Annotated in this window: 19 protein-coding genes; 10 read left to right on the top strand and 9 right to left on the bottom strand. The window is 70.2% G+C overall.

What is annotated here, in order from left to right; genetic code table 11:
* Positions 1-71 precede the first annotated feature (71 nt).
* Positions 72-977, top strand: coding sequence for an oxygenase MpaB family protein (locus tag DMA15_RS02340; RefSeq protein ID WP_125510988.1), 906 nt, complete (start codon positions 72-74; stop codon positions 975-977).
* Here the strand turns inward: DMA15_RS02340 and DMA15_RS02335 are convergent.
* Positions 954-1,487 (bottom strand): PadR family transcriptional regulator, encoded by a 534-nt coding sequence (locus DMA15_RS02335; protein WP_125510987.1) that lies wholly within the window; start codon positions 1,485-1,487, stop codon positions 954-956. The genes DMA15_RS02340 and DMA15_RS02335 overlap by 24 nt on opposite strands.
* Positions 1,488-1,621: 134 nt before the next feature.
* On the opposite strand from DMA15_RS02335, the gene DMA15_RS02330 reads away from it, so the two are divergent.
* Positions 1,622-2,398: an alpha/beta hydrolase gene (locus DMA15_RS02330; protein WP_125510986.1), complete on the top strand. Its 777-nt coding sequence runs from the start codon at positions 1,622-1,624 to the stop codon at positions 2,396-2,398.
* Between the two features lie 12 nt (positions 2,399-2,410).
* On the opposite strand, the gene DMA15_RS02325 is transcribed toward DMA15_RS02330, so the two are convergent.
* Positions 2,411-3,010 (bottom strand): class I SAM-dependent methyltransferase, encoded by a 600-nt coding sequence (locus DMA15_RS02325; RefSeq protein ID WP_125510985.1) that lies wholly within the window; start codon positions 3,008-3,010, stop codon positions 2,411-2,413.
* A 151-nt stretch (positions 3,011-3,161) separates the two neighbouring features.
* Between DMA15_RS02325 and DMA15_RS02320 the strand changes: the two genes are divergently transcribed.
* From DMA15_RS02320 to DMA15_RS02300, 5 genes are all read left to right on the top strand, one after another.
* Entirely contained in the window at positions 3,162-3,935 is a 774-nt protein-coding gene (locus DMA15_RS02320; protein ID WP_125510984.1) for an MHYT domain-containing protein, read from the top strand.
* Between the two features lie 77 nt (positions 3,936-4,012).
* Complete coding sequence (locus DMA15_RS02315) at positions 4,013-6,643, top strand: nitrate- and nitrite sensing domain-containing protein (protein ID WP_125510983.1); 2,631 nt, start codon at positions 4,013-4,015, stop codon at positions 6,641-6,643.
* The gene (locus tag DMA15_RS02310) at positions 6,640-7,074 is read left to right on the top strand and encodes a roadblock/LC7 domain-containing protein (protein ID WP_125510982.1); all 435 of its coding nucleotides are present in this window, start codon (positions 6,640-6,642) and stop codon (positions 7,072-7,074) included. The genes DMA15_RS02315 and DMA15_RS02310 overlap by 4 nt, the downstream gene beginning before the upstream one ends.
* A 19-nt stretch (positions 7,075-7,093) precedes the next feature.
* Positions 7,094-7,507, top strand: coding sequence for a DUF742 domain-containing protein (locus tag DMA15_RS02305; RefSeq protein ID WP_125510981.1), 414 nt, complete (start codon positions 7,094-7,096; stop codon positions 7,505-7,507).
* Entirely contained in the window at positions 7,488-8,093 is a 606-nt protein-coding gene (locus DMA15_RS02300) for an ATP/GTP-binding protein (RefSeq protein ID WP_125510980.1), read from the top strand. Before DMA15_RS02305 ends, DMA15_RS02300 begins: the two co-directional genes overlap by 20 nt.
* Before the next feature lie 3 nt (positions 8,094-8,096).
* On the opposite strand, the gene DMA15_RS02295 is transcribed toward DMA15_RS02300, so the two are convergent.
* Positions 8,097-8,525, bottom strand: coding sequence for a PPOX class F420-dependent oxidoreductase (locus tag DMA15_RS02295; RefSeq protein WP_125510979.1), 429 nt, complete (start codon positions 8,523-8,525; stop codon positions 8,097-8,099).
* Between the two features lie 92 nt (positions 8,526-8,617).
* Between DMA15_RS02295 and DMA15_RS02290 the strand changes: the two genes are divergently transcribed.
* Both DMA15_RS02290 and DMA15_RS02285 read left to right on the top strand, forming a co-directional pair.
* Positions 8,618-9,031 (top strand): roadblock/LC7 domain-containing protein, encoded by a 414-nt coding sequence (locus DMA15_RS02290; RefSeq protein WP_125510978.1) that lies wholly within the window; start codon positions 8,618-8,620, stop codon positions 9,029-9,031.
* A 155-nt stretch (positions 9,032-9,186) separates the two neighbouring features.
* Positions 9,187-10,110, top strand: coding sequence for a DUF6397 family protein (locus DMA15_RS02285; RefSeq protein ID WP_125510977.1), 924 nt, complete (start codon positions 9,187-9,189; stop codon positions 10,108-10,110).
* A 33-nt stretch (positions 10,111-10,143) separates the two neighbouring features.
* On the opposite strand, the gene DMA15_RS02280 is transcribed toward DMA15_RS02285, so the two are convergent.
* The 4 genes from DMA15_RS02280 to DMA15_RS02265 form a co-directional block, all read right to left on the bottom strand.
* On the bottom strand, positions 10,144-10,653 hold the full coding sequence (locus tag DMA15_RS02280; RefSeq protein WP_125517211.1) for a tetratricopeptide repeat protein: 510 nt from the start codon (positions 10,651-10,653) through the stop codon (positions 10,144-10,146).
* Positions 10,654-10,791: 138 nt separating this feature from the next.
* On the bottom strand, positions 10,792-11,967 hold the full coding sequence (locus DMA15_RS02275; protein ID WP_240659653.1) for a winged helix DNA-binding domain-containing protein: 1,176 nt from the start codon (positions 11,965-11,967) through the stop codon (positions 10,792-10,794).
* A gap of 43 nt (positions 11,968-12,010) precedes the next feature.
* Entirely contained in the window at positions 12,011-12,910 is a 900-nt protein-coding gene (locus DMA15_RS02270; protein ID WP_125510975.1) for an acyl-CoA thioesterase II, read from the bottom strand.
* 46 nt (positions 12,911-12,956) lie between these two features.
* Complete coding sequence (locus DMA15_RS02265) at positions 12,957-15,470, bottom strand: DEAD/DEAH box helicase (protein WP_125510974.1); 2,514 nt, start codon at positions 15,468-15,470, stop codon at positions 12,957-12,959.
* A 121-nt stretch (positions 15,471-15,591) separates the two neighbouring features.
* Between DMA15_RS02265 and DMA15_RS02260 the strand changes: the two genes are divergently transcribed.
* Entirely contained in the window at positions 15,592-16,386 is a 795-nt protein-coding gene (locus tag DMA15_RS02260; protein ID WP_125510973.1) for a metal-dependent hydrolase, read from the top strand.
* A 41-nt stretch (positions 16,387-16,427) separates the two neighbouring features.
* On the opposite strand, the gene DMA15_RS02255 is transcribed toward DMA15_RS02260, so the two are convergent.
* Both DMA15_RS02255 and DMA15_RS02250 read right to left on the bottom strand, forming a co-directional pair.
* The gene (locus tag DMA15_RS02255; protein ID WP_125510972.1) at positions 16,428-18,344 is read right to left on the bottom strand and encodes an ABC transporter ATP-binding protein; all 1,917 of its coding nucleotides are present in this window, start codon (positions 18,342-18,344) and stop codon (positions 16,428-16,430) included.
* Positions 18,341-20,179, bottom strand: coding sequence for an ABC transporter ATP-binding protein (locus tag DMA15_RS02250; protein WP_125510971.1), 1,839 nt, complete (start codon positions 20,177-20,179; stop codon positions 18,341-18,343). The genes DMA15_RS02255 and DMA15_RS02250 overlap by 4 nt, the downstream gene beginning before the upstream one ends.
* Positions 20,180-20,240 lie beyond the last annotated feature (61 nt).

Below are 20,240 nucleotides of genomic sequence, written 5' to 3'. Positions count from 1 at the left end.
GCACCCGCTGAACACTCATCTTCCCCTCACCAAAGTAGAGTTGGTGTTCCGGTCACAGAAGGGGACAACGCGTGAAGCGTTTCGAGCGGCTCGAGCAGATCAGGCGCCTGGACCCGGAAAAGGACTTCCTCGAGATCTACCGGCTCACCGCGACGTTCGAATTCCCTTGGGACTATACGCGCGCACTCGAACTCGCCCTGTACCGCACCTATGCCGTGCCCAGCATCGGCCGACTGCTCGCGGACACAGCCGAGCTGACGGATCGTACGCAGAAGCGATACGACGACACGGCCCTGCTCCTCGACGCCGTCGTAGAACACGGATTCGGTAGCGACGAGGGCCGCACCGCCATCCGCCGCATCAACCAGATGCACCGCAGTTACGACATCAGCAATGACGACATGCGCTACGTACTGTGCACCTTCGTGGTGATGCCCAAGCGGTGGATCGACTCCTACGGCTGGCGCAGGCTCTCGCGTCACGAGATGGCCGCCGGCGCCGCGTACTACCGCACCCTCGGCCAGCACATGGGCATCAAGGAAATCCCCCGCACCTACGAAGAGTTCGAAAACTGCCTCGATGGCTACGAAGAGGCCAACTTCGGCTGGGACCAAGGCGCGCGCAAGGTGTCCGACGCGACCCTCGACCTGATGGCCTCCTGGTATCCGCGCCCTCTGGCACCCGTTGTGCGCTCCGCGACCCTCGCCCTGCTGGACGAGCCCCTGCTGCGCGCGTTCCGCTACGACCAGCCGGGTGCCGTCACCCGTTCGCTGGTCAGGGGAGCGGTGCGCCTGCGGGGGCGTGCCGTACGCCTGATGCCGCCGCGGAGCGCGCCGCACTACGCACGGCAGAACTGGGAGATCAAGGGGTACCCCGACGGGTACGAGGTCGCCGAACTCGGCTCGTTCCCGATGCCCGGCGTCCGAGGCTGCCCGGTGCCGCACAAGGGCAGCTCAGCGGTTACCCCCACCGAGTGACGTCAAGGTCGCGCGCAGCCAGGTGAGTTCGGCCCGGCTGGTCGCGCGGGCGATCGTGAGGATGCCGCGCCGGAAGGGGTCGTCGAGCTCTTCCGCGCTCAGCGGCCGTTCACCCTCGTAGAAGAAGCTCGCGGGCTCCTCCAGAAAGGCCAGCCGCCTGCGCAGCACCGCCGCCTGGGCCGCCTCGTCGTCCAAGTGGCGCAGGAAGGCGAGAAGCGTGAACCATCGGTTCTCGTCGGTGATGTCCCCCCGCGCCGGTTCCGCGAGCCGCTTGCGCAGCTCCTGCCTGCCCTCCGGCGTGAGAGTGAGGACATGGCGCGGCGCCGCGACGGCCCCCAGCCGGGTCTCGCGGGCGAGCAGTCCCGCTTTCTCGAGCCGCTTGATGGCGGGGTACAGCGTGCTCTCCGCGACGGGCCGTACATGCCCGGTCAGCGCGGTGATGCGCTTGCGCAGCTCGTAGCCGTGGAGGGGGGTGTCGTGGAGGAAACCGAGGATGGCCAGTTCGAGCATGCGCCGCATTCTGCCGCATGTTCTGTCGTCTGCGGTGTACATCAGTAACGTAATACATCGGTCACGAGGTATCGTCCCTGACGGCTCGCGCCGGGCGAGGTGCTGGATACGACGACAGGGGACGGGAGTCAGCCATGCGTGAGGCACGGTTCGACACGCGGGGGAGCCGCGTGCGGTGGACAGAGGTTGACGGCGTCGACCCCGCAAGGGTGTACGTGCACGGTCTTGGCGCGACCTCGACCGTCTATCACGCGCACATCGCCGCCAGGCCCGAACTGGTCGGCCGCCGCTCGTTGTTCGTCGACCTGCCCGGGCACGGCATCAGCGACCGGCCTGCCGACTTCGGTTACACGCTGGAGGAGCACGCGGCCGCGTTGGCCGCGGTGCTGGACGAGGCCCGGGTCGCGGGAGCGGAGGTGATCGCCCACAGCATGGGCGGCTCCGTGGCCATCGTGCTCGCGCACCGTCGTCCCGACCTCGTGTCGCGGCTGGTCCTCGCGGAAGCCAATCTCGACCCGAACCCGCCCCTGACGGCGGGCAGCAGCGGCATCGCCGCCTACGAGGAGGAGGACTTCGTCGTCGGCGGTGGCTACGCGCGCGTGCTGGACGAAGTGGGGCCCACTTGGGCGGCAACCATGCGCCTCGCCGACCCCCGCGGCCTGCATCGAAGCGCGGTCGGGCTCATAGCGGGGACGCGGCCCACGATGCGCCGGATGCTGATGGCGCTGACCATGGACCGCGTCTACTTGCAGGGCGCGTGGAGCGGGGTCCTCCCGGGGCGGGATGCCCTGACTGCTTCGGGAGTCAGGGTGGTGACCGTGCCGGAAGCGGGCCACAACGTCATGTTCGACAACGCCGACGCGTTCGCCGCCGAGGTGGCGGGCCGCACGCCGCCCGGGGCGACGCCCTGAAGACCGGTCCGCTCAGCCTTCGCGTACGGAGAGGGCGAGGAAGCGGGCGTCCTCGTCGACGTACGACGTCATGCGCCAGCCGGAGCCGGCGAGGAGGGGGCGGAGGTTGGCCTCCGCCCGCAGATCGTCCGGCGTGATCTGTCGCCCCTGCCTGGCCGCCAGCGCTGCCCGGCCGATCGGGTGGAAGAGGGCGAGCAACCCACCAGGGCGCACCACGCGCCTCAACTCCCGCAAGTTCTCCGCCGGATCCGGCAGATGTGAGATCAGTCCGGCGCCGAAGACGGCGTCGAGCGACCCGGAGAGCACCGGCAGCCGCGCCACATCGGCGAGCAGAAGCTGTCCGTCGCGATCCCTGCCCGCGTGCCTGGCGACCTCCAGCATGGCGGGCGTCAGATCGGCGCCCAGTACGACTCCCGAGGGGCCTACGGCGTCCCTGAGGGCCGGGAGGGCGCGACCCGTGCCACATCCGGCGTCGAGTACGCGAGAGCCCGGACGGAGTCCGAGCTCGGTCACGGCAGCCTCATAGGCGGGCCCGTCGTCGGGGAACCGGGTGTCCCAGTCGGCCGCGCGGGCTGTGAAGAAATCCTGGACTTGTGTCGGATCGTCGCTCATGCGACCCATGATCCTGTAAGAACCGCACGTACGTTGGGTGCACTCGTTCGACCGTGACGCGATCGTTCAGTGCCCTCTCTCTGTCATATTCCACCAGCTTTCGAAATGCGCCCCCGTTGTGCGCCCCTGGCCGGGCTAGCGTCCCTGGGCCATGGGACACCTGGACCACGCCACCTTCGGCTGGCTTACTCCCGTGCTGTCGTACGCGATGGCCTGCATCGGCGCCGCCCTAGGGCTGCGCTGCACCGTCCGCGCCCTGGGCGCCTCGGGGCGCTCGCGCAGGAACTGGCTCCTCACCGCCGCTTCCGCGCTGGGCACCGGCATCTGGACGATGCACTTCGTCGCCATGCTCGGCTTCGGAGTCACCGGCACGGAGATCCACTACAACGTGCCGCTGACCATCCTGAGCCTCTTGGTCGCGATGGCCGTCGTGGGCGCCGGTGTCTTCGCCGTCGGGTACGGCCGAGACCGGGGACGGGCGCTGGCGCTCGGCGGCCTCACCACCGGCCTCGGCGTCGCGAGCATGCACTACCTGGGGATGGCGGCGCTGCGCCTGCACGGGGACGTGCGGTACGACCCGGTGCTCGTCGGTCTCTCCGTAGTCATCGCCGTTGTCGCGGCGACCGCCGCGCTGTGGGCCGGGCTCAACATCAAATCGCCCCTGGCGGTCGCGGGCGCGTCGCTCGTCATGGGCGGGGCGGTGAGCAGCATGCACTACACCGGGATGCTCGCGGTGAGTGTGCGCGTCACGCCCTCCGAAGCCGCGCTCTCCGGGGCCACGACGATGCAGTTCATCTTCCCCCTGGCTGTCGGCCTCGGTTCCTATCTCTTCCTGACCTCGGCCTTCGTCGCGCTGTCTCCCACAGCGGACGAGCGCGAGGCCTCCGAGTCCGCTCAGCGACCGGTCGAGAGCGCTGCTCGATAGCGGCGGGCAAGGGCGGCGGCACCGGAATACGCCCCGATCCCGGAGTACGTCCCGATCCCCATCCGAGCGAGGAGGCCATGCGTACACCCCGTAGGACCCATGACCCCATCGGCGACGCCGTGCCGTCACCACCGGCACGCGGTCGCCGCGCCCATGCCGGTCCACCCGCCGACGAACAGCGTGACGGCCACCGCGACAACCACACCGACGACCACCGCGACGAACGCCTTGACGAGGAGGAGCAGTTCACCGGCCCGCCACGACATGAGGCACCGACGCGCTCGGGGCGGTGGCGGATACGCCCCCGCACCGTACGCGCCAAGATCGTGTGCTTGCTGATGGTGCCGGTCGTCTCGCTGCTCGCCCTCTGGGGGTACGCCACCGTCAGTACGGCTCACGACGTGGCACGCCTGCGGCAGTTGCAGCGTGTGCACGCCGAGGTGCGCGCCCCTGTGGACACGGCTCTGACCTCGCTCCAAGCAGAACGCACCGCCGCCGTGCGCTACGTGGCCGAACCCGGCGCCGACCGCGGCGCGGCCCTGGAGAGACAGGCGACCCGCACAAATCGGGCGGTGGCGAGGCTGCGCCTCGGCAACAACCGGACCGTCGCCGACGGAGCGGGACTCCCGGACGGAGTGGCCGACCGACTCGACGCGTTCGTGAGCGGAGCCGAGGAGCTGCGTTCCCTGCGGACCGACGTGCTGGACCGCCGCATGGGCTGGGACGCCGCGTACGGCCAGTACACGAAGTCGATTTCGCAGGCCTTCGCGGTGGGTGGTGCGCTCACGGGAATGCACGAAGCCGAACCGGGCACCCACGCGCGCGTGCTGCTCGAATTCTCCAGGGCGGGCGAAATGCTGGCCCGCGAGGACGCGGTGCTCGCGGCGGCACGGCTGGCCGGCACTCTGGACGGCGAGCGGCTCCGCCTGTTCACCGGTGCCGTCGATACCCGTCGGACCCTGACCGAAGCGGCGGTCGCAGACCTCCGTGGACCCGAACGGGCCGCCTGGCGCGGCCTGGAAGAGGCAGGCGCGTACGGCGATGTCCAAGCCGTCGAGGACAAGGTGCTGGCCGCCGAGCCCGGCCGCAAGGCCCTGGCCGCGGCCCCTGCCGGGGACTGGGACAGGGCCTACGCGGCCGTGCGGAAAGAACTCCACGCGATCGAGGACGCGGCGGACAGCGGCGCCGTGGACCGGGCCGACCCGTTCACCCACGGTGTGCTCACCCCGGCGGGCGCCGCCGTTCTCCTCGGCCTCGCCGCGGTCGCCGCCTCACTCGTCATCTCCGTACGCATCGGCCGGGGTCTCGTCATCGAGTTGGTCAGCCTGCGCAATGGCGCCCTGGAGATCGCCCGCCGCAAACTTCCGCACGCCATGCGGCGGTTGCGCGCCGGGGAGGAGATCGACATCCGTGCCGAGGCGCCACCTGGACCGCCCGCCGAGGATGAGACGGGGCAGGTCTCCGAGGCCCTCGGCACGGTCCACCGGGCAGCACTGCACGCGGCGATCGAGCGCGCGGAACTCGCCAGCGGCATCTCCGGGGTCTTTGTCAACCTGGCCCGCAGGAGCCAGGTCCTCGTGCACCGCCAGCTCAGCCTTCTCGACATGATGGAGCGCAGAGCCGATGACCCCGACGAACTCAGCGATCTCTTCCGCCTCGACCACCTGACGACCCGGATGAGGCGCCATGCGGAGAGCCTGATCATCCTCTCCGGAGCCGCCCCGGGGCGGGCCTGGCGGATGCCGGTGTCCCTGACCGACGTCGTCCGGGCGGCGGTCTCCGAAGTCGAGGACTACGCGCGCGTGGAGGTTCGCCAACTGCCCGCCGCCTCGGTTCTGGGAACAGCGGTCGCCGACCTCACACACCTTCTGGCCGAACTCGTCGAGAACGCCGCACAGTTCTCTCCACCCCACACCAAAGTGCGGGTCAGCGGTGAACCGGTCGGCAACGGCTATGCCCTGGAGGTCGAGGACCGCGGCCTCGGCATGGGGGTGGACATGCTGGCCGAGGCCAACCGCCGCATCGAGCACTCCGAAGCGCTCGACCTGTTCGACAGCGATCAGCTGGGCCTCTTCGTAGTCAGCAGGCTCGCCGCTCGGCATGGCATCAAGGTGCATCTGGGTACGTCTCCCTACGGAGGGACCACCGCGGTCGTGCTCCTGCCCACCGCGCTACTGCACAGCGGCCCGGCGGAGAGTGTGGAGGCGCACCCGGCGCAGCGTATGCACGAGGTCTCCATTCCGGCCGTCCCCGCCCGGCCCGTCCTGTCGGCCCCGGTGCAGGCGCAGCCGCCAGGTGTCACTACGTTGCGGCAGCACAGGGGGTACGACTCCAGGGCGTACGACGCCGGATCCCTCGATGTCGCGAGCGCGGACGTCCAGGAACGCGATGTCGCGAGGGCGGATGCCCAGGAACGCGATATCGCTAGCGCGGACGCCCAGGAAGTGCCGGCCGACCTGCCCCGCCGCGTACGTCAGGCGAACCTCGCCCCTCAACTGCGTGAGCGCCCCTCCGTAGAAGCGGAGGCCCCCGCGGTCTCCAAGGGGGACGAGCAGCGCAGCCCCGAGCAGGTGCGCGACCGCATGGCCGCCTACCGCGACGGCTGGGCGCGCGGCGGCGGTCCGCGCCCGGGTGGCGTCGTCGGTTCGGCCTCCGACACCTCAGGGCCCGTATCGGGCCGGGACGGCAGCGAAGGAGACCCCGCATGATCCAGGACCAGAGCATTCCCGCCGGGCGAATCGGTGAACTCGACTGGCTGCTGGACGACTTGGTGCTGCGCGTCGGTGAGGTTCGGCACGCGGTGGTGCTGTCCAATGACGGCCTGCCGGTCGGCGCCTCGACCGCCCTGACCCGAGAGGACGCCGAGCATCTGGCCGCCGTCGCCTCGGGATTCCACAGTCTCGCCAAGGGGGCGGGCCGCCATTTCGGGGCCGGCGGTGTGCGCCAGACCATGGTCGAGATGGATGACGCCTTCCTGTTCGTGGCGGCCGCCGGCGACGGCTCCTGTCTCACGGTCCTCAGCTCCGCGACGGCCGACATCGGTCTCGTGGCGTACGAAATGGCCCGCCTGGTCAAGCGGGTGGGCGAGCACCTCCACACCCCAGCGCGCCTCGCCGCGCAACCACCGGCAGCCAGATGACCGAGGACGGCCGGTAGCCATGACCGACGAATCAAAGGGCTCCCCGCGTCAGGTGGACAGCCAGTGGTACGACAACGAAGCCGGGCCCCTTGTCCGGCCTTACGCGATGACGGGCGGGCGGACCGAGCCGGGACCGAGCGGCGTCCGTTTCGACCTGATCGCACTGGTGACGCTGGACGCGGACGCCATAGGACTCGGGGACGACACCGCTCTTGGCCCCGAACACCGGGCGCTCATCGGGCTGTGCCGCGCCGAGACACAGTCCGTCGCCGAACTCGCCGCGGGCGCCGATCTGCCTGTGGGCGTGGTCAGGGTGCTGCTCGGCGACCTGCTGGAGATGGGCTTCATCAAGGTCAACCGACCGGTGCCGCCCGCGCAGCTTCCCGACGAGAAGATCCTCCGAGAGGTGATCGATGGTCTCCGAGCGCTCTGAAGCCGTGGACGGCGAGACCGCCGCCATGGCACTGAAGATCCTGGTAGCGGGCGGTTTCGGGGTGGGCAAGACCACTCTGGTCGGCGCGGTCAGCGAGATTCGTCCCCTGCGCACCGAAGAACTGCTCAGCGAGGCAGGTCAGTCGGTGGACGACACCGAGGGCGTCGACCGGAAGACCACGACGACCGTCGCCATGGACTTCGGCCGCATCACCATCAGGTCGGGCCTTTCGCTGTACCTCTTCGGCACTCCGGGGCAGGACCGTTTCTGGTTCCTGTGGGACGAACTGTCGCAGGGAGCCCTGGGCGCCGTCGTCCTCGCGGACACGCGGCGGCTCGAGGACTGTTTCCCCGCCGTGGACTACTTCGAGCACCGGCGAATCCCGTTCGTCGTGGCCGTCAACTGCTTCGCGCACGCCCGTACGTACGGCGCGCAGGACGTCTCACGGGCCTTGGACCTCGACCGCGGCACCCCCGTCGTGCTGTGCGACGCGCGGGACCGCGACTCCGGGAAGGAGGTGCTGATACGTCTGGTCGAGTACGCCGGGCGGATGCATACCGCCCGACTGCTCGACTCGGTGGGCTGAACCTCAGTCGGCTACTCCGGAGGACGCGAGCACCTTGTCGATCCTCACGCGCACCAGGAGTTCTCCGGGAACGCCGTTGCGCTTGCCGAACTCCTCGGCCCGGTCCTCGCCCATATAGCGCGCGCCGAGCCGGGCCGCCCAGTGCCGGACCTGGTCGATCTCCTCGATCAGTTCGGCGCGGCCTTGGAGAACGACGTACGCGAACGGCGGTTGATCGTCGTCCACGCACAGGGCCACGCGTCCGTCGCGCGCGAGGTTTCGGCCCTTCACCGTCTCCTTGCCGGTGTTGAACACCAGGTCTTGCCCGTCGAGCAGGAACCAGATGGGTGCGATGTGCGGGCTGCCGTCCGCCCTGACCGTCGAGAGCTTGCCGGTTCGGGTGCCGTGCGAGACGAAGGCCCGCCATTGTTCATCGGTCATCTTCTGTGCCATGTCCCCATCATGCTTGCCGGGGCGCCGGACGTGGGGAAGGCTGGCAGGTCAGATCCTCCAGCCAGGGGGAGCGGACGCGGGGAGACGGGATCATGGGGCAGAGCACGGGGCTGGGCTGGCTGCTGGACGACCTGACGCAGCGGATGGAGCATGTACGGCACGCGCTGGTGCTGTCCAACGACGGGCTTGTGACGGGCGCGAGTTCGGATCTGGAGCGCGAGGACGCGGAGCATCTCGCCGCGGTCTCCTCGGGACTTCACAGCCTCGCCAAGGGGTCGGGGCGCCACTTCCACGCCGGGAATGTGCGCCAGACGATGATCGAGTTCGACGACGCCGTCCTCTTCGTCACGGCGGCGGGCGACGGCAGCTGCCTCTGCGTCCTGAGCTCCGCGGAGGCAGACATCGGCCAAGTCGCCTACGAGATGACACTGCTCGTGAACCGTGTCGGCGAACACTTGGGCGTGGGGGCCCGGAAACCGGAACGCACGCCTGTCGTGGACCTCTGACCAGCGCTGACGCCGGCTTCCGGCACGTGTGACGTCGACGTCTGACCAGCGCTGACATCGCCACGACAAGAGTTATCCACAGGCCGAGCGAGGATCGCGGTGGTCGGGCTACGGTTTTTCCCGAGAGCAAGCACGTCTCACGGGGGAGAACCATCATGGCAAGTGACACCATCACGCAGACGGCCACCGCGACGGCCGCCCGGCCATCGTTGACGCCGAGCGGCGCCGCGAGGGAACTGGGCCTCAAGCGCGGCGAGTTCGATCTCGCGGTGGTGCTGGGGCGCATCCGCACCGTCGGGGACGGAGCGGGCGGTCAGCGGCGCGTCACGCGTGAGGAGATCGCTCGCGTGCGCGGAAGCGAAGGGTTCCCCGAGTCGCTGCGAGAAGGCATCAGAGCCGTGGGCACCACAGAGGGTGCGAGGCTCATGGACATCAGCCCGGCCCGCTTCACCCGGCTCGCCCGAGTCGGTGCGCTGGTCCCGGTGAAGTTCTACCTGAACCGGTATCGAGCTGTTGTCTGGCTCTATCTCGCCGAGGAACTACGGCAGTTCGCCGAGACAGAGACCAACGCCGACCTTCTTACCGGACGCATGCCGGGAGTGCTGCGTGAACGACTGGAAAAGGGCCAGGACCTGAGGGCGCGCAACTGGCGGGGCCGCCACGCGGACTTTCTGCTGAGGCAGTCCGAGGACCCGTGGGAGCGCGTCGCCGCTATGGCCTCGCTGCTGGATCCGGTGCAGCTCGCGGAGACCATCAGGGATCCGTACGAACGCGCCTACCTCAACCGGCTCAAGCCCGTGCCACGCGCCAACGGAGCACCGGATTCACCCGTGGCACGAATCGTCGAACGCATCACGACGGCGGACGACCCGGACGAGATTCGCTGGCTGCGCTCCAGCCTGCTGATCGGCCTCGTCCAGGCCCGCGCGCAACGCCCGGCGCCCCGACCCGCGCCGCGGCCCATGGTCGAACCGGCACCTCCCACTCCAGAGCCCGAGCTGCCGAGGGACGTCGCGCTCGACACCTCGGTTCAGGAGTCGCGTGGCCTGCTGAAGTGGCTGCGCCGTAGGCGGGCGTAGGCCGGGGGTATCGGGGCGACGGCGTCGGCGCCGCTACATCGTGGCGTCGAGGTCCTTGGCGTACTCCTCGATCGCGGGTCGGTAACCCGCGATCTCCGGAGCCTTGCTCGTGGCCGCGAGCAAGGTCAGAAGGATCTCCATGGCGTCATGGGTCCGGCCGGTGTTGTACAGCGCCATGGCCAGGAACGTCTTGAGCGCTCCGTCGTCGGGAAACTGGGCCGCCGCATCGCCGAGTGTGGCGACGGCCTCGTCGTAACGGCCAAGGACCCGGTAGGTGCTGCCGAGCCCCAGAAGGGCGCCGCGACGGTCCTCATCGGAGAGCCCCGACCCGGCGAGCGCCCGCTCGTAGTACAGGACCGCTTCCGCCTCCAGTCCCAGCGTGTCGTGGACCCACGCGGTCTGGTACGCGATCTCCGCGTCCTGCGGAAAACGTGCGGAGAGAGCGACGAGGCGCTCTCGGGCTTCCTCCCGGTGGCCTGCCTTGCGCAGGCCAACGGCCTCGTCAAGCAGTTGATCCCTGCCGTCGACCACATTCCCGTTCATCTGCCCGTCCCCCTCGCTGCCCGTACTCATCGCGCTGTCCGCGCTATTCGTCGAGCTGTCTGTGTTGCTCATCTCGAACCCCCTATGGATGGAGGCGTCATGCCCGCACCGCTCCACCCCAAGTCTGCCCTGCGGTCGTCAAGCGGCCAGTTCCTCCTCGAGCCAAGTCCGGCCTCTGGTACGCGCGGTGAGCCGCACTCCGCCCAGCCGCGAGGCCAGACGCTCGGCCTCCGCCCGCACGGCGCTCCGCGCGTCCGCTCCCACGTCCTCGAGGAACCGGCAGACGATCTCGCCTTGGCTGTCCTGCGCCCAGCCGCCGACGATACGACCGTTCCACCACAGGGACGGGCCGATGTTGCCGTTCCTGTCGAACAGGCGAGGGCCGTGGTCGCCGAGAAACCAGCCACGGTTCTGCCAGCCCATCGGGGTCGAGTCGAGCGCCGGCAGGAGGGCCGCCCACGGCTCGGGCCGGGCAGTCTCCGCCACATCGTCGGGAAGGAGGAGGCCGGTCACTCCGTCCAAGTCGACCTCGACGGGGCGCAGTTCGCTCAACGCCCGCTTCGTCTGGGTCTTGGTCCACCCCGCCCACCAGCGCAGATCATCCGCCGGTGCCGGACCGAACGTCCGCAGCCAGCGCCGGGCGAGCTCGGTCTCGGCCTCCTGGGTGGACCAGTCGGCGAGCCCATTGGGAAGCCACTGCGTCAGCGGGGCCCAGCGGTACTGGTGCGAGGTCCACGTGCCACGCGGACGGCCCCGCACGACAAGGCCCTCGGCGGCGAGCAGCAGAAGGAGCCTGCTGGCCAGTTTCTGCCGGCCCTCGTAGCTCTTGCCGCGCGACATCACCAGCTCGGTGCCCAGACGCGGGTCGTCGCCCACCAGCTCGGCCGCGGTCGCCTCACCTCGTTCCTTGAGCGCCCGCAGCGCCACTTCCTCGGTCGCTGTCAGCCACGCCGAGACCTCGGCCGCGTCGGCGCCGACGCCGGCCTCCGTCAGCCTCGCCAGGAGGAGACGGCGCTCCCGGGCGGCCACCGCGCGCGAGCACGCGGCCTGCAGTACGGGAGCGACATCAAGGGAGGTCACAAAGACCGTGCGGCGCATCCCCAGCAACCGAATCAACGACCGGTCCTCGTACAGCGCCCGCTCCACGTCCCTCACGTGGCCGTCCCGCATGCGCGCCCAGGCACCCACGTACACCGACGACGGATCGGTGCCGTGCAGCGCCAGCAGGGACCGCGCCACCTCGACCGGATCGTCCGCCCTGGTGTCGGCCGTCAACCGATGGCGCACAGCCAGCCGTGCCCGGCGCTCAGCCACGTCGAACCGTCGCACCATGCCTCCCGTACAGGTCCCCTGCCGCTCACGCGCTTGCTGGACTGTCCATGTGGCGTTCCCCGTACGGACGGAACAGCCCTTCCTGAACGACCGACACCAGCAGCCGCCCCTCGGTGTCATAGATACGGCCACGCGCGAGGCCGCGACCCCCCGTCACGATGGGCGACTCCTGGTCGTACAGGAACCACTCGTCCGCCCGGAAGGGACGGTGGAACCACATGGCGTGATCGAGTGACGCCATGTCGTACCCGCGGGGCCCCCAGAGCGGCTCCACCGGGATGCGCACGGCATCGAGGAGTGTCATGTCGCTCGCGTACGTGAGCGCGCAGGTGTGCACGAGCGGGTCGTCACCCAGCGGGCCGACGGCACGCATCCACACCGCGCTGCGCGGCTCGGCGTCCTTGATCTCCTCGGCGGTCCAGCGCAGCCGGTCAACATAGCGGATGTCGAAGGGCTGACGCCGGGCCATGCGCTCCAGCTGCTCCGGGAGCGCGCCGAGATGCGCCTTGATCTCCTCGGCGACCGTCGGAAGCGACTCCGGGTCGGGAGCGGCGATGCGCGGCGGCAGCTGGTGTTCGAAGGCGCCCTGCTCGGGCTGGTGGAAGGAGGCGGTGAGGTTGAAGATGGTGCGGCCCTGCTGGACGGCGGTGACGCGGCGCGTGGTGAAGGAGCGCCCGTCCCTGACCCGCTCGACCTGGTACACGATGGGCACCCCCGGGCGACCCGGGCGCAGGAAGTACGCGTGCAGCGAGTGCACCGGGCGGTCGCCCTCGGTGGTGCGGCCCGCTGCCACCAGGGCCTGCCCGGCGACCTGCCCGCCGAACACCCGCTGCAGCGACTCCTGGGGGCTGCGGCCGCGGAAGATGTTGACCTCGATCTGCTCCAGGTCAAGCAGGTCGACCAGCCGTTCGGCGGGATTGTTCATGACAGTTCCTCGACTCCTGTCCGGGACGCGTGGATCCTCGGGTCTCTCAGAGCTGGCCGACGTCCGTGACCCGGACGACGGCGCGGCCCTCCTCGTCGGAGGCCGCGAGATCGACCTCCGCGCTGATGCCCCAGTCATGGTCGCCGTTCGGGTCGGCGAACGTCTGCCGGACGCGCCACAGACCGTGCTCCGGATCCTCCTCGATGAGCAACAGCTTGGGGCCACGCGCGTCGGGGCCGGTCCCGAGATCTTCGTACTCGTCCCAGTACTTGTCCATGGCCTCACCCCAGGCGTCCGCGTCCCAGCCGGATTCACCGTCCAGCTCGCCGAGCTCCTCGACGTGGTCGAGGGCGGCCAGCTCGACCCTGCGGAACAGCGCGTTGCGCACCAGGACACGGAAGGCACGGGCGTTGGCCGTGACCGGTTTGACCTGGTCGGCCTTCTCCTGGGCTTCCTCGGCCGTCATGACCTCGGGGTTGGCCAGCTGCTCCCACTCGTCGAGGAGGCTGGAGTCGACCTGACGGACCATCTCGCCCAGCCAGGCGATCAGGTCCTCCAGGTCCTCGGACTTCAGGTCGTCCGGGATGGTGTGCTCCAGGGCCTTGTACGCGCCGGCGAGGTAGCGCAGCACGATGCCCTCGGTGCGGGCGAGTTCGTAGAAGGACGTGAACTCGGTGAACGACAGCGCCCGTTCGTACATGTCCCGGACGACGGACTTCGGGGAAAGGGGGTGGTCGCCGACCCACGGGTGACTGGTGCGGTACGTGTTGTAGGCGTGGAAGAGCAGCTCCTCCAGCGGCTTCGGGTACGTGATGTCCTGAAGCCGTTCCATCCGCTCCTCGTACTCGACCCCGTCCGCCTTCATCAGGGCGACGGCCTCGCCGCGCGCCTTGTTCTGCTGGGCCGCGAGGATCTGACGCGGGTCGTCGAGGGTGGACTCGACGACGGACACCATGTCGAGAGCGTACGAAGGGGACTCGGGGTCCAGGACCTCGAAAGCGGCGAGGGCGAATGTCGACAGCGGCTGGTTGAGCGCGAAGTCCTGCTGCAAGTCGACCGTCAGGCGCACGACGCGGCCCGTGGCGTCCGGCTCGTCCAGCTTCTCCACGACACCGCCGGCGAGGAGCGAGCGGTAGATCGCGATGGCCCGTCGGATGTGCCGCAGCTGCTGCTTGCGCGGCTCGTGGTTGTCCTCGAGGAGGTGACGCATCGCCTCGAAGGCGTTCCCGGGGCGGGCGATCACCGACAGCAGCATGGTGTGCGTGACCCGGAAGCGGGAGGTCAGCGGCTCCGGCTCGGAGGCGATGAGCTTCTCGAAGGTGTTCTCCGTCCAGCCGACGAAGCCCTCGGGAGCCTTCTTGCGGACCACCTTGCGGCGTTTCTTCGCATCGTCGCCCGCCTTGGCGAGCGCCTTCTCGTTCTCGATGACGTGCTCGGGCGCCTGTGCGACCACCAGGCCCGCGGTGTCGAAGCCCGCGCGCCCGGCCCGCCCGGCGATCTGGTGGAACTCCCGCGCGCGCAGGGTGCGGACACGGTTGCCGTCGTACTTGGTCAGCGCCGTGAACAGCACCGTGCGGATCGGGACGTTGACGCCGACGCCGAGCGTGTCCGTGCCGCAGATGACCTTGAGGAGCCCTGCCTGGGCGAGCTTCTCCACCAGGCGGCGGTATTTGGGCAGCATGCCCGCGTGGTGCACGCCGATCCCGTGGCGTACGTAGCGCGAGAGGTTGCGGCCGAACTTGGTGGTGAAGCGGAAGTTGCCGATCAGGTCGGCGATCTTGTCCTTCTCCTCGCGCGTGCACATGTTGATGCTCATCAGCGACTGGGCGCGCTCGACGGCCTGGGCCTGCGTGAAGTGCACGATGTAGACGGGCGCCTGCTTGGTCTCGAGCAGTTCGGTGAGCGTCTCGGTGATCGGCGTCAGCCGGTACTCGTACGACAGCGGAACGGGCCGTGTCGCGGACCGCACCACCGAGGTGGGCCGGCCCGTGCGGCGCGTGAGGTCCTTCTCGAACATGGAGACGTCGCCGAGCGTCGCCGACATGAGGATGAACTGCGCCTGCGGCAGTTCGAGCAGCGGGATCTGCCACGCCCAGCCGCGGTCCGGCTCGGCGTAGAAATGGAACTCGTCCATCACGACCTGGCCGATGTCGGCGTGCTTGCCGTCCCGCAGCGCGATGGAGGCGAGGACCTCGGCCGTGCAGCAGATGACGGGGGCGTCGGAGTTGACCGACGCGTCGCCCGTGAGCATGCCGACGTTCTCGGTGCCGAAGAGCTTGCACAGGTCGAAGAACTTCTCCGACACCAGTGCCTTGATGGGAGCGGTGTAGAAGGTGACCTTGTCCTGGGCGAGTGCCGTGAAGTGGGCGCCCGCCGCGACCAGGCTCTTGCCCGAGCCGGTCGGAGTGGACAAGATCACATTCGCTCCGGAGACCACCTCGATCAGCGCCTCCTCCTGGGCCGGGTAGAGAGTGATCCCCTGGTTCTCGGCCCACGACGAGAAGGCTTCGAAGAGGGCATCTGGGTCGGCATCCGGCGGCAGCTGATCGATAAGGGTCACACCCCCATCTTGCCTTCCTTCTCACCGGATCTGGGAACCGGAGGGCCCCACGAAGATCACGAAGGTTACGCTGTGTCGCCAACGGGGCGTCAGAACAATGGAAATGGGGCGGGCGGCAGCAATGATGGGACCGGCGCACTCACTGTCGGGGGCCGCGGCCTGGCTCGGGGTCGGCGCGGCTGCCGCGGCCGCGGGGCACATGATGCCCTGGCCGGTCCTCCTCGTAGGAGCCCTGATCTGTGCCGGGGCGGCGCTCGCCCCCGACCTCGACCACAAGTCGGCGACGATCTCGCGCGCCTTCGGGCCGATCTCGCGGGGGGTGTGCGAGATCGTCGACAAGCTCTCGTACGCCGTCTACAAGGCGACGCGCAAGCAGGGCGACCCGCGCCGCTCGGGGGGCCACCGCACGCTGACGCACACCTGGCTGTGGGCGGTGCTGATAGGGGCGGGCGCCTCCGCCCTGGCGATCTTCGGCGGGCGCTGGGCGGTCCTCACACTCCTCTTCGTCCACATGGTCCTCGCCATCGAAGGCCTGCTGTGGCGGGCCGCGCGCGGGTCGAGCAGCGATGTGCTGGTGTGGCTGCTCGCCGCGACGAGCGCCTGGATCCTCGCCGGAGTCCTCGACAAACCCGGCAACGGCTCGGACTGGCTGTTCACCGCGCCCGGCCAGGAGTATCTGTGGCTCGGGCTGCCGATCGTCCTCGGCGCGCTGGTCCACGACCTCGGGGACGCGCTGACGGTCTCCGGCTGCCCGGTCCTGTGGCCCATCCCCATCGGCCGCAAGCGCTGGTACCCGATCGGGCCGCCGAAGGCGCTGCGCTTCCGGGCCGGCAGCTGGATCGAGCTGAAGGTGCTGATGCCGGTGTTCATGCTGCTCGGGGGAGTGGGCGGCGCCGCCGCGCTCAACTTCATCTGAGGGTCGGACGTCGTAGGGGCACGGAAAGTGCGGGTCTCGGCTCAGCTGCCGGGCCGGTGGCTTCGGGCGCCGGTGGCGGACGGGTCTGCCAGTGTGCCGGTGCCGGGGGTGTCCATGTGGGCGCTGTTGGTCGGCGGGCGGTCGCCGTGCCAGGAGTGCCAGAGCGCCGCGTAGGAGCCGCCGGCTGCCACGAGGTCTTCGTGGGTGCCGATCTCTGTCACCCGGCCGTCCTCCATGACCGCGACGCGGTCCGCGTCGTGGGCCGTATGCAGCCGGTGGGCGATGGCGATGACGGTCCGCTCACGGAGGACAGCGGCCAGAGCCCGTTCGGTGTGGCGCGCTGTCGTCGGGTCCAGGAGGGCGGTGGCCTCGTCGAGTATCAGGGTGTGCGGGTCGGCGAGTACGACTCGGGCCAGTGCCAGCTGCTGGGTCTGCGCCCCGCTCAGCCGATGGCCGCCGGCGCCCAGCTCGGTGTCCAGAGCGTCCGACAGCTCCCCCGCCCACTCGGCGCCGACCGCCGCGAGCGCGTCGTGCAGCTCCGCGTCTGTGGCGGACTCCGCCGCGATCAGCAGATTGTCCCGGAGGGTGCCGAGGAACACGTGGTGCTCCTGGGTGACGAGGATGACCTGGCGGCGCGGTCGGCCCGGGGAGAGGTCGGCGATCGGGGCACCGCCGACGGTCACCGTGCCCTTGGTCGGTGTGTCGATCCCCGCGAGAAGTCGCCCCAGGGTGCTCTTGCCCGCGCCGGAGGGTCCGACGACGGCGAGGCGTTCGCCGGGGCGTATGGACAGGTCGACGCCGCGCAGGACGTCGGTGCCGTCGCCGTACGCGAAGTACACGCCGTCGACGTCTATGCGGTCGTCCTCGGGAGCATCGCCGAGGGCATCACCGAGGTCATCACCTCGGGAAGGAGTGGCCGGGGTTGTGGGTGCGGATGTTCCCGCCGGGGCGGCGGCAAGGCCCTCGACCCTGGCGAAGGCCGCGCCGCTGCTCTGCAACTCCTCGACCCGCTGCAAGATCGTGTCCAGCGGCTGGGAGAGCTGGCGCAGGTACAGCGCGGAGGCGACCACTGCGCCCAGGCTCACCGTGCCCCGGTCGTGCATCACGCCGCCGATGAGGAGCACGACGGCCACCGGGATCACGTACGAGATGTCGATGGACGGAAAGAGGACGCTGCGCAGGAACAGGGTGCGCTCTCGGGCGGCGACGCACTGTTCGATCTCGTCCTCGCATTCCGCGATGCGGCGCTCCCGCAGACCGAAGGCCTCGATGGTGCGCGCCCCGGAGGCGGTGGCGGAGAGCACCTCGGCGAGGGCGGAGTGGGCTGCTCCCTGGTCGAGGTAGGCGGAGCGCGCACGCCGCAGGTACCAGCGGGTGGCGAACCAGATGCCGGTCAGGCCGAGTACGCCGCAGACGCCGAGCAGCGGATCGAGCAGGAACACCGCGCCGAGGATGAACAGCGCCTGCAAGGCCGCGACGAAGACGTCGGGGCCGGTGTCACGCAGCGTCTGGCCGGCGGTCGCGACGTCGGATGTGCCGCGAGCCGTCAGGTCCCCCGCGCCCGCGCGTTCGACGACCGAGGCGGGCAGCGCGAGGGCCCGGTCGACGAACTGCTCGCGGATGCGGGCCAGGGTGCGCTCGCCGAAGCGGTGGCTGAGGTAGCGGGCGTGACGCGCCAGGAGGAGCTGGGCGACGGCTCCGACGAGGATGCCGAGGGCGAGGCGGTCCACGGCCTCGACGCCTCCGCCGTCCTTGACCGTGTTGACGATTCGGCCGAGGAGCCACGGCCCGACGAGGCCCGCGGCCGCGGCGAGCGCATTGAGAACGATCATGGCGGTGAAGGCTCGCGCGTCCCGGCGTATCAGGTGCAGCGCGGCGCGGTGGACCTGGCGCGGGCCGGCTACGGGCAGAAGCCCCGGTGCGGCCCCGGGGCCGTCAGCGCGGCGGGGCGGCGTCATCGGAGAGTCTCGTGAGTCGGCTCGGCGGAGGGGCGGGGATTCTGATGGTCTTGTGGCGCTGGTGGGCCGTGATCTGCCGGGGCTCGCGCCTCCGCGATCTGCTCGGTCGCCTCGCGCGCTGGGGCCTGCTGGACGGAGCCGCGCGACACCAGGCTCCGGTAGTCGGGGTGCGAGGCCAGCAGATCGGAGTGGTGGCCGATGGCGCTCACTCGGCCGCCGACCAGGTAGTACACGACGTCGGCCTGGTCGAGGACGAGGGGGGACGTACTGGTCACGAGGGTCGTGCGGCCACGGCGGGCGGCGCGCAGACGGGCCGCCATCCGGGCCTCGGTGTGGGCGTCGACCGCCGATGTGGGTTCGACGGCCAGCAGGACCTCGGGGTCGGCGAGCAGGGCCCGGGCCAGGCGGACGCGCTGACGCTGGCCGCCGGAGAGGTTGTGGCCGTGGGCGGCGAGGCGGGCGTCGAGCCCGCCGGGCAGACCGGCCACGATGTCGCCGGCCACGGCTTCGTCGATGACACGGGCGAGCGTCCGCTCGTCGGGAGCACGGCGGCCGGAGATCGCCGCGCGCAACGTACCGGCGAAGAGGTCGGCCTCGTTGTCCGCGACGAGGATCCTGGCGCGGACCTGGTCCAGGGCGACGGCGTCGAGGCGGACCGTGCCCCACGTGGCGGGGGAGGGGGTGAAGCGGCCGAGGCGCTCGACGACATCCGTGGCCTCGGATGGACGGGCACTGACGAGCGCGGTGAGGATGCCGGGAGAGACCTCCACACCGGATACGGGGTCACGCAGCGGGGCCGGTGCCTCGGGCGCCGCAGCCTCGCCCCGAGCCCCAGCCGTGAAGTCCTCCGGTTCCAGGTTCAGGAAGTGCACGACACGCCGTGCCGAGACCAGGCCCCGGCCGATGTCGTAGCCGCTCTCGATGAAGAACGACACCGGTACGACGAGGACGGCGACGTAGCCGTAGACGGCCACCAGTTCGCCGACCGTGATGGTCCCCTGCGCGGCCATGCGCGCGGCGAGCCATGTCACGGTGGCCAGGAACACCGTGGGCAGGCCGAGCCCGAAGGCCTGGATCCAGCTCATCGACGAGCCCACGCGGTAGCCCTCGTCGAGCAGTTGCCGCGAGCCGTGGCGGTAGCGGGCGGTGAAGACACCCTTGCCGCCGAGGCCGTTGAGGACCCGCAGCCCGCCGACGAGGTCGCCGAGCACGGCGGCGAGGGCGCCCTGCCGGTCCCGGTACGCGGTCTCGGCACCCTGGAGACGGCCGAGGAACGGGCCGACCAGCAGGGCCAGCAGAGGCACACCGAGCAAGACCACCACCGCGAGCAGAGGGGAGACGGACAGCAGAAGCGCGGCCACCACGAAGTAGGCGAACACCGCGCCCACGCCGGGGCCAGTCACGGTCAGGGTCTGGCCGATCACGCCCACGTCGGCGTGCCCGATCGTGACTACCTCACCCGCCGAGACGCGGCGCGGCAGCGCGGCCCCGAGCCGCGTGGCGTGTTCGACGACGACGCGCACGGTGCGGAAGTAGGCGTCGAGCCGGATGCGGGTCATCGTGCGGTGCCGCATGATCGCGAGCCCGGCGTTCAGCACCCCGACTCCGAAGAGGGCCGCGACCCAACCGGCCAGCGCGCCCTGATCGCCGGGGCGCAAGCCGTCGTCGATGGCGCGCGACAACAGGTACGGAGGGAGGGTCAGGCCGATCATCCACGCACTGCCCAACAGAGCTCCGGCAGTCACCCGTCGACGCTGGCTGGCGATCACCCACCAGAGGTAGCGAGCAGGGCCGCGACGGTCGGGGGTGCCTGGATCCGTGGGCGATGCAGCCATCCGCGTACCTTAACTGCCGCTGCCGTGGCGGGAGTAGAGCGCCCTGTGTCGTGGGGGAGGA

The organism is Streptomyces sp. WAC 01529 (assembly GCF_003945545.1).
Classification (GTDB): domain Bacteria; phylum Actinomycetota; class Actinomycetes; order Streptomycetales; family Streptomycetaceae; genus Streptomyces; species Streptomyces anatolicus.
Note: the sequence above shows the minus strand (reverse complement) of the source record. Positions and strands in the feature narration are given on the sequence as shown.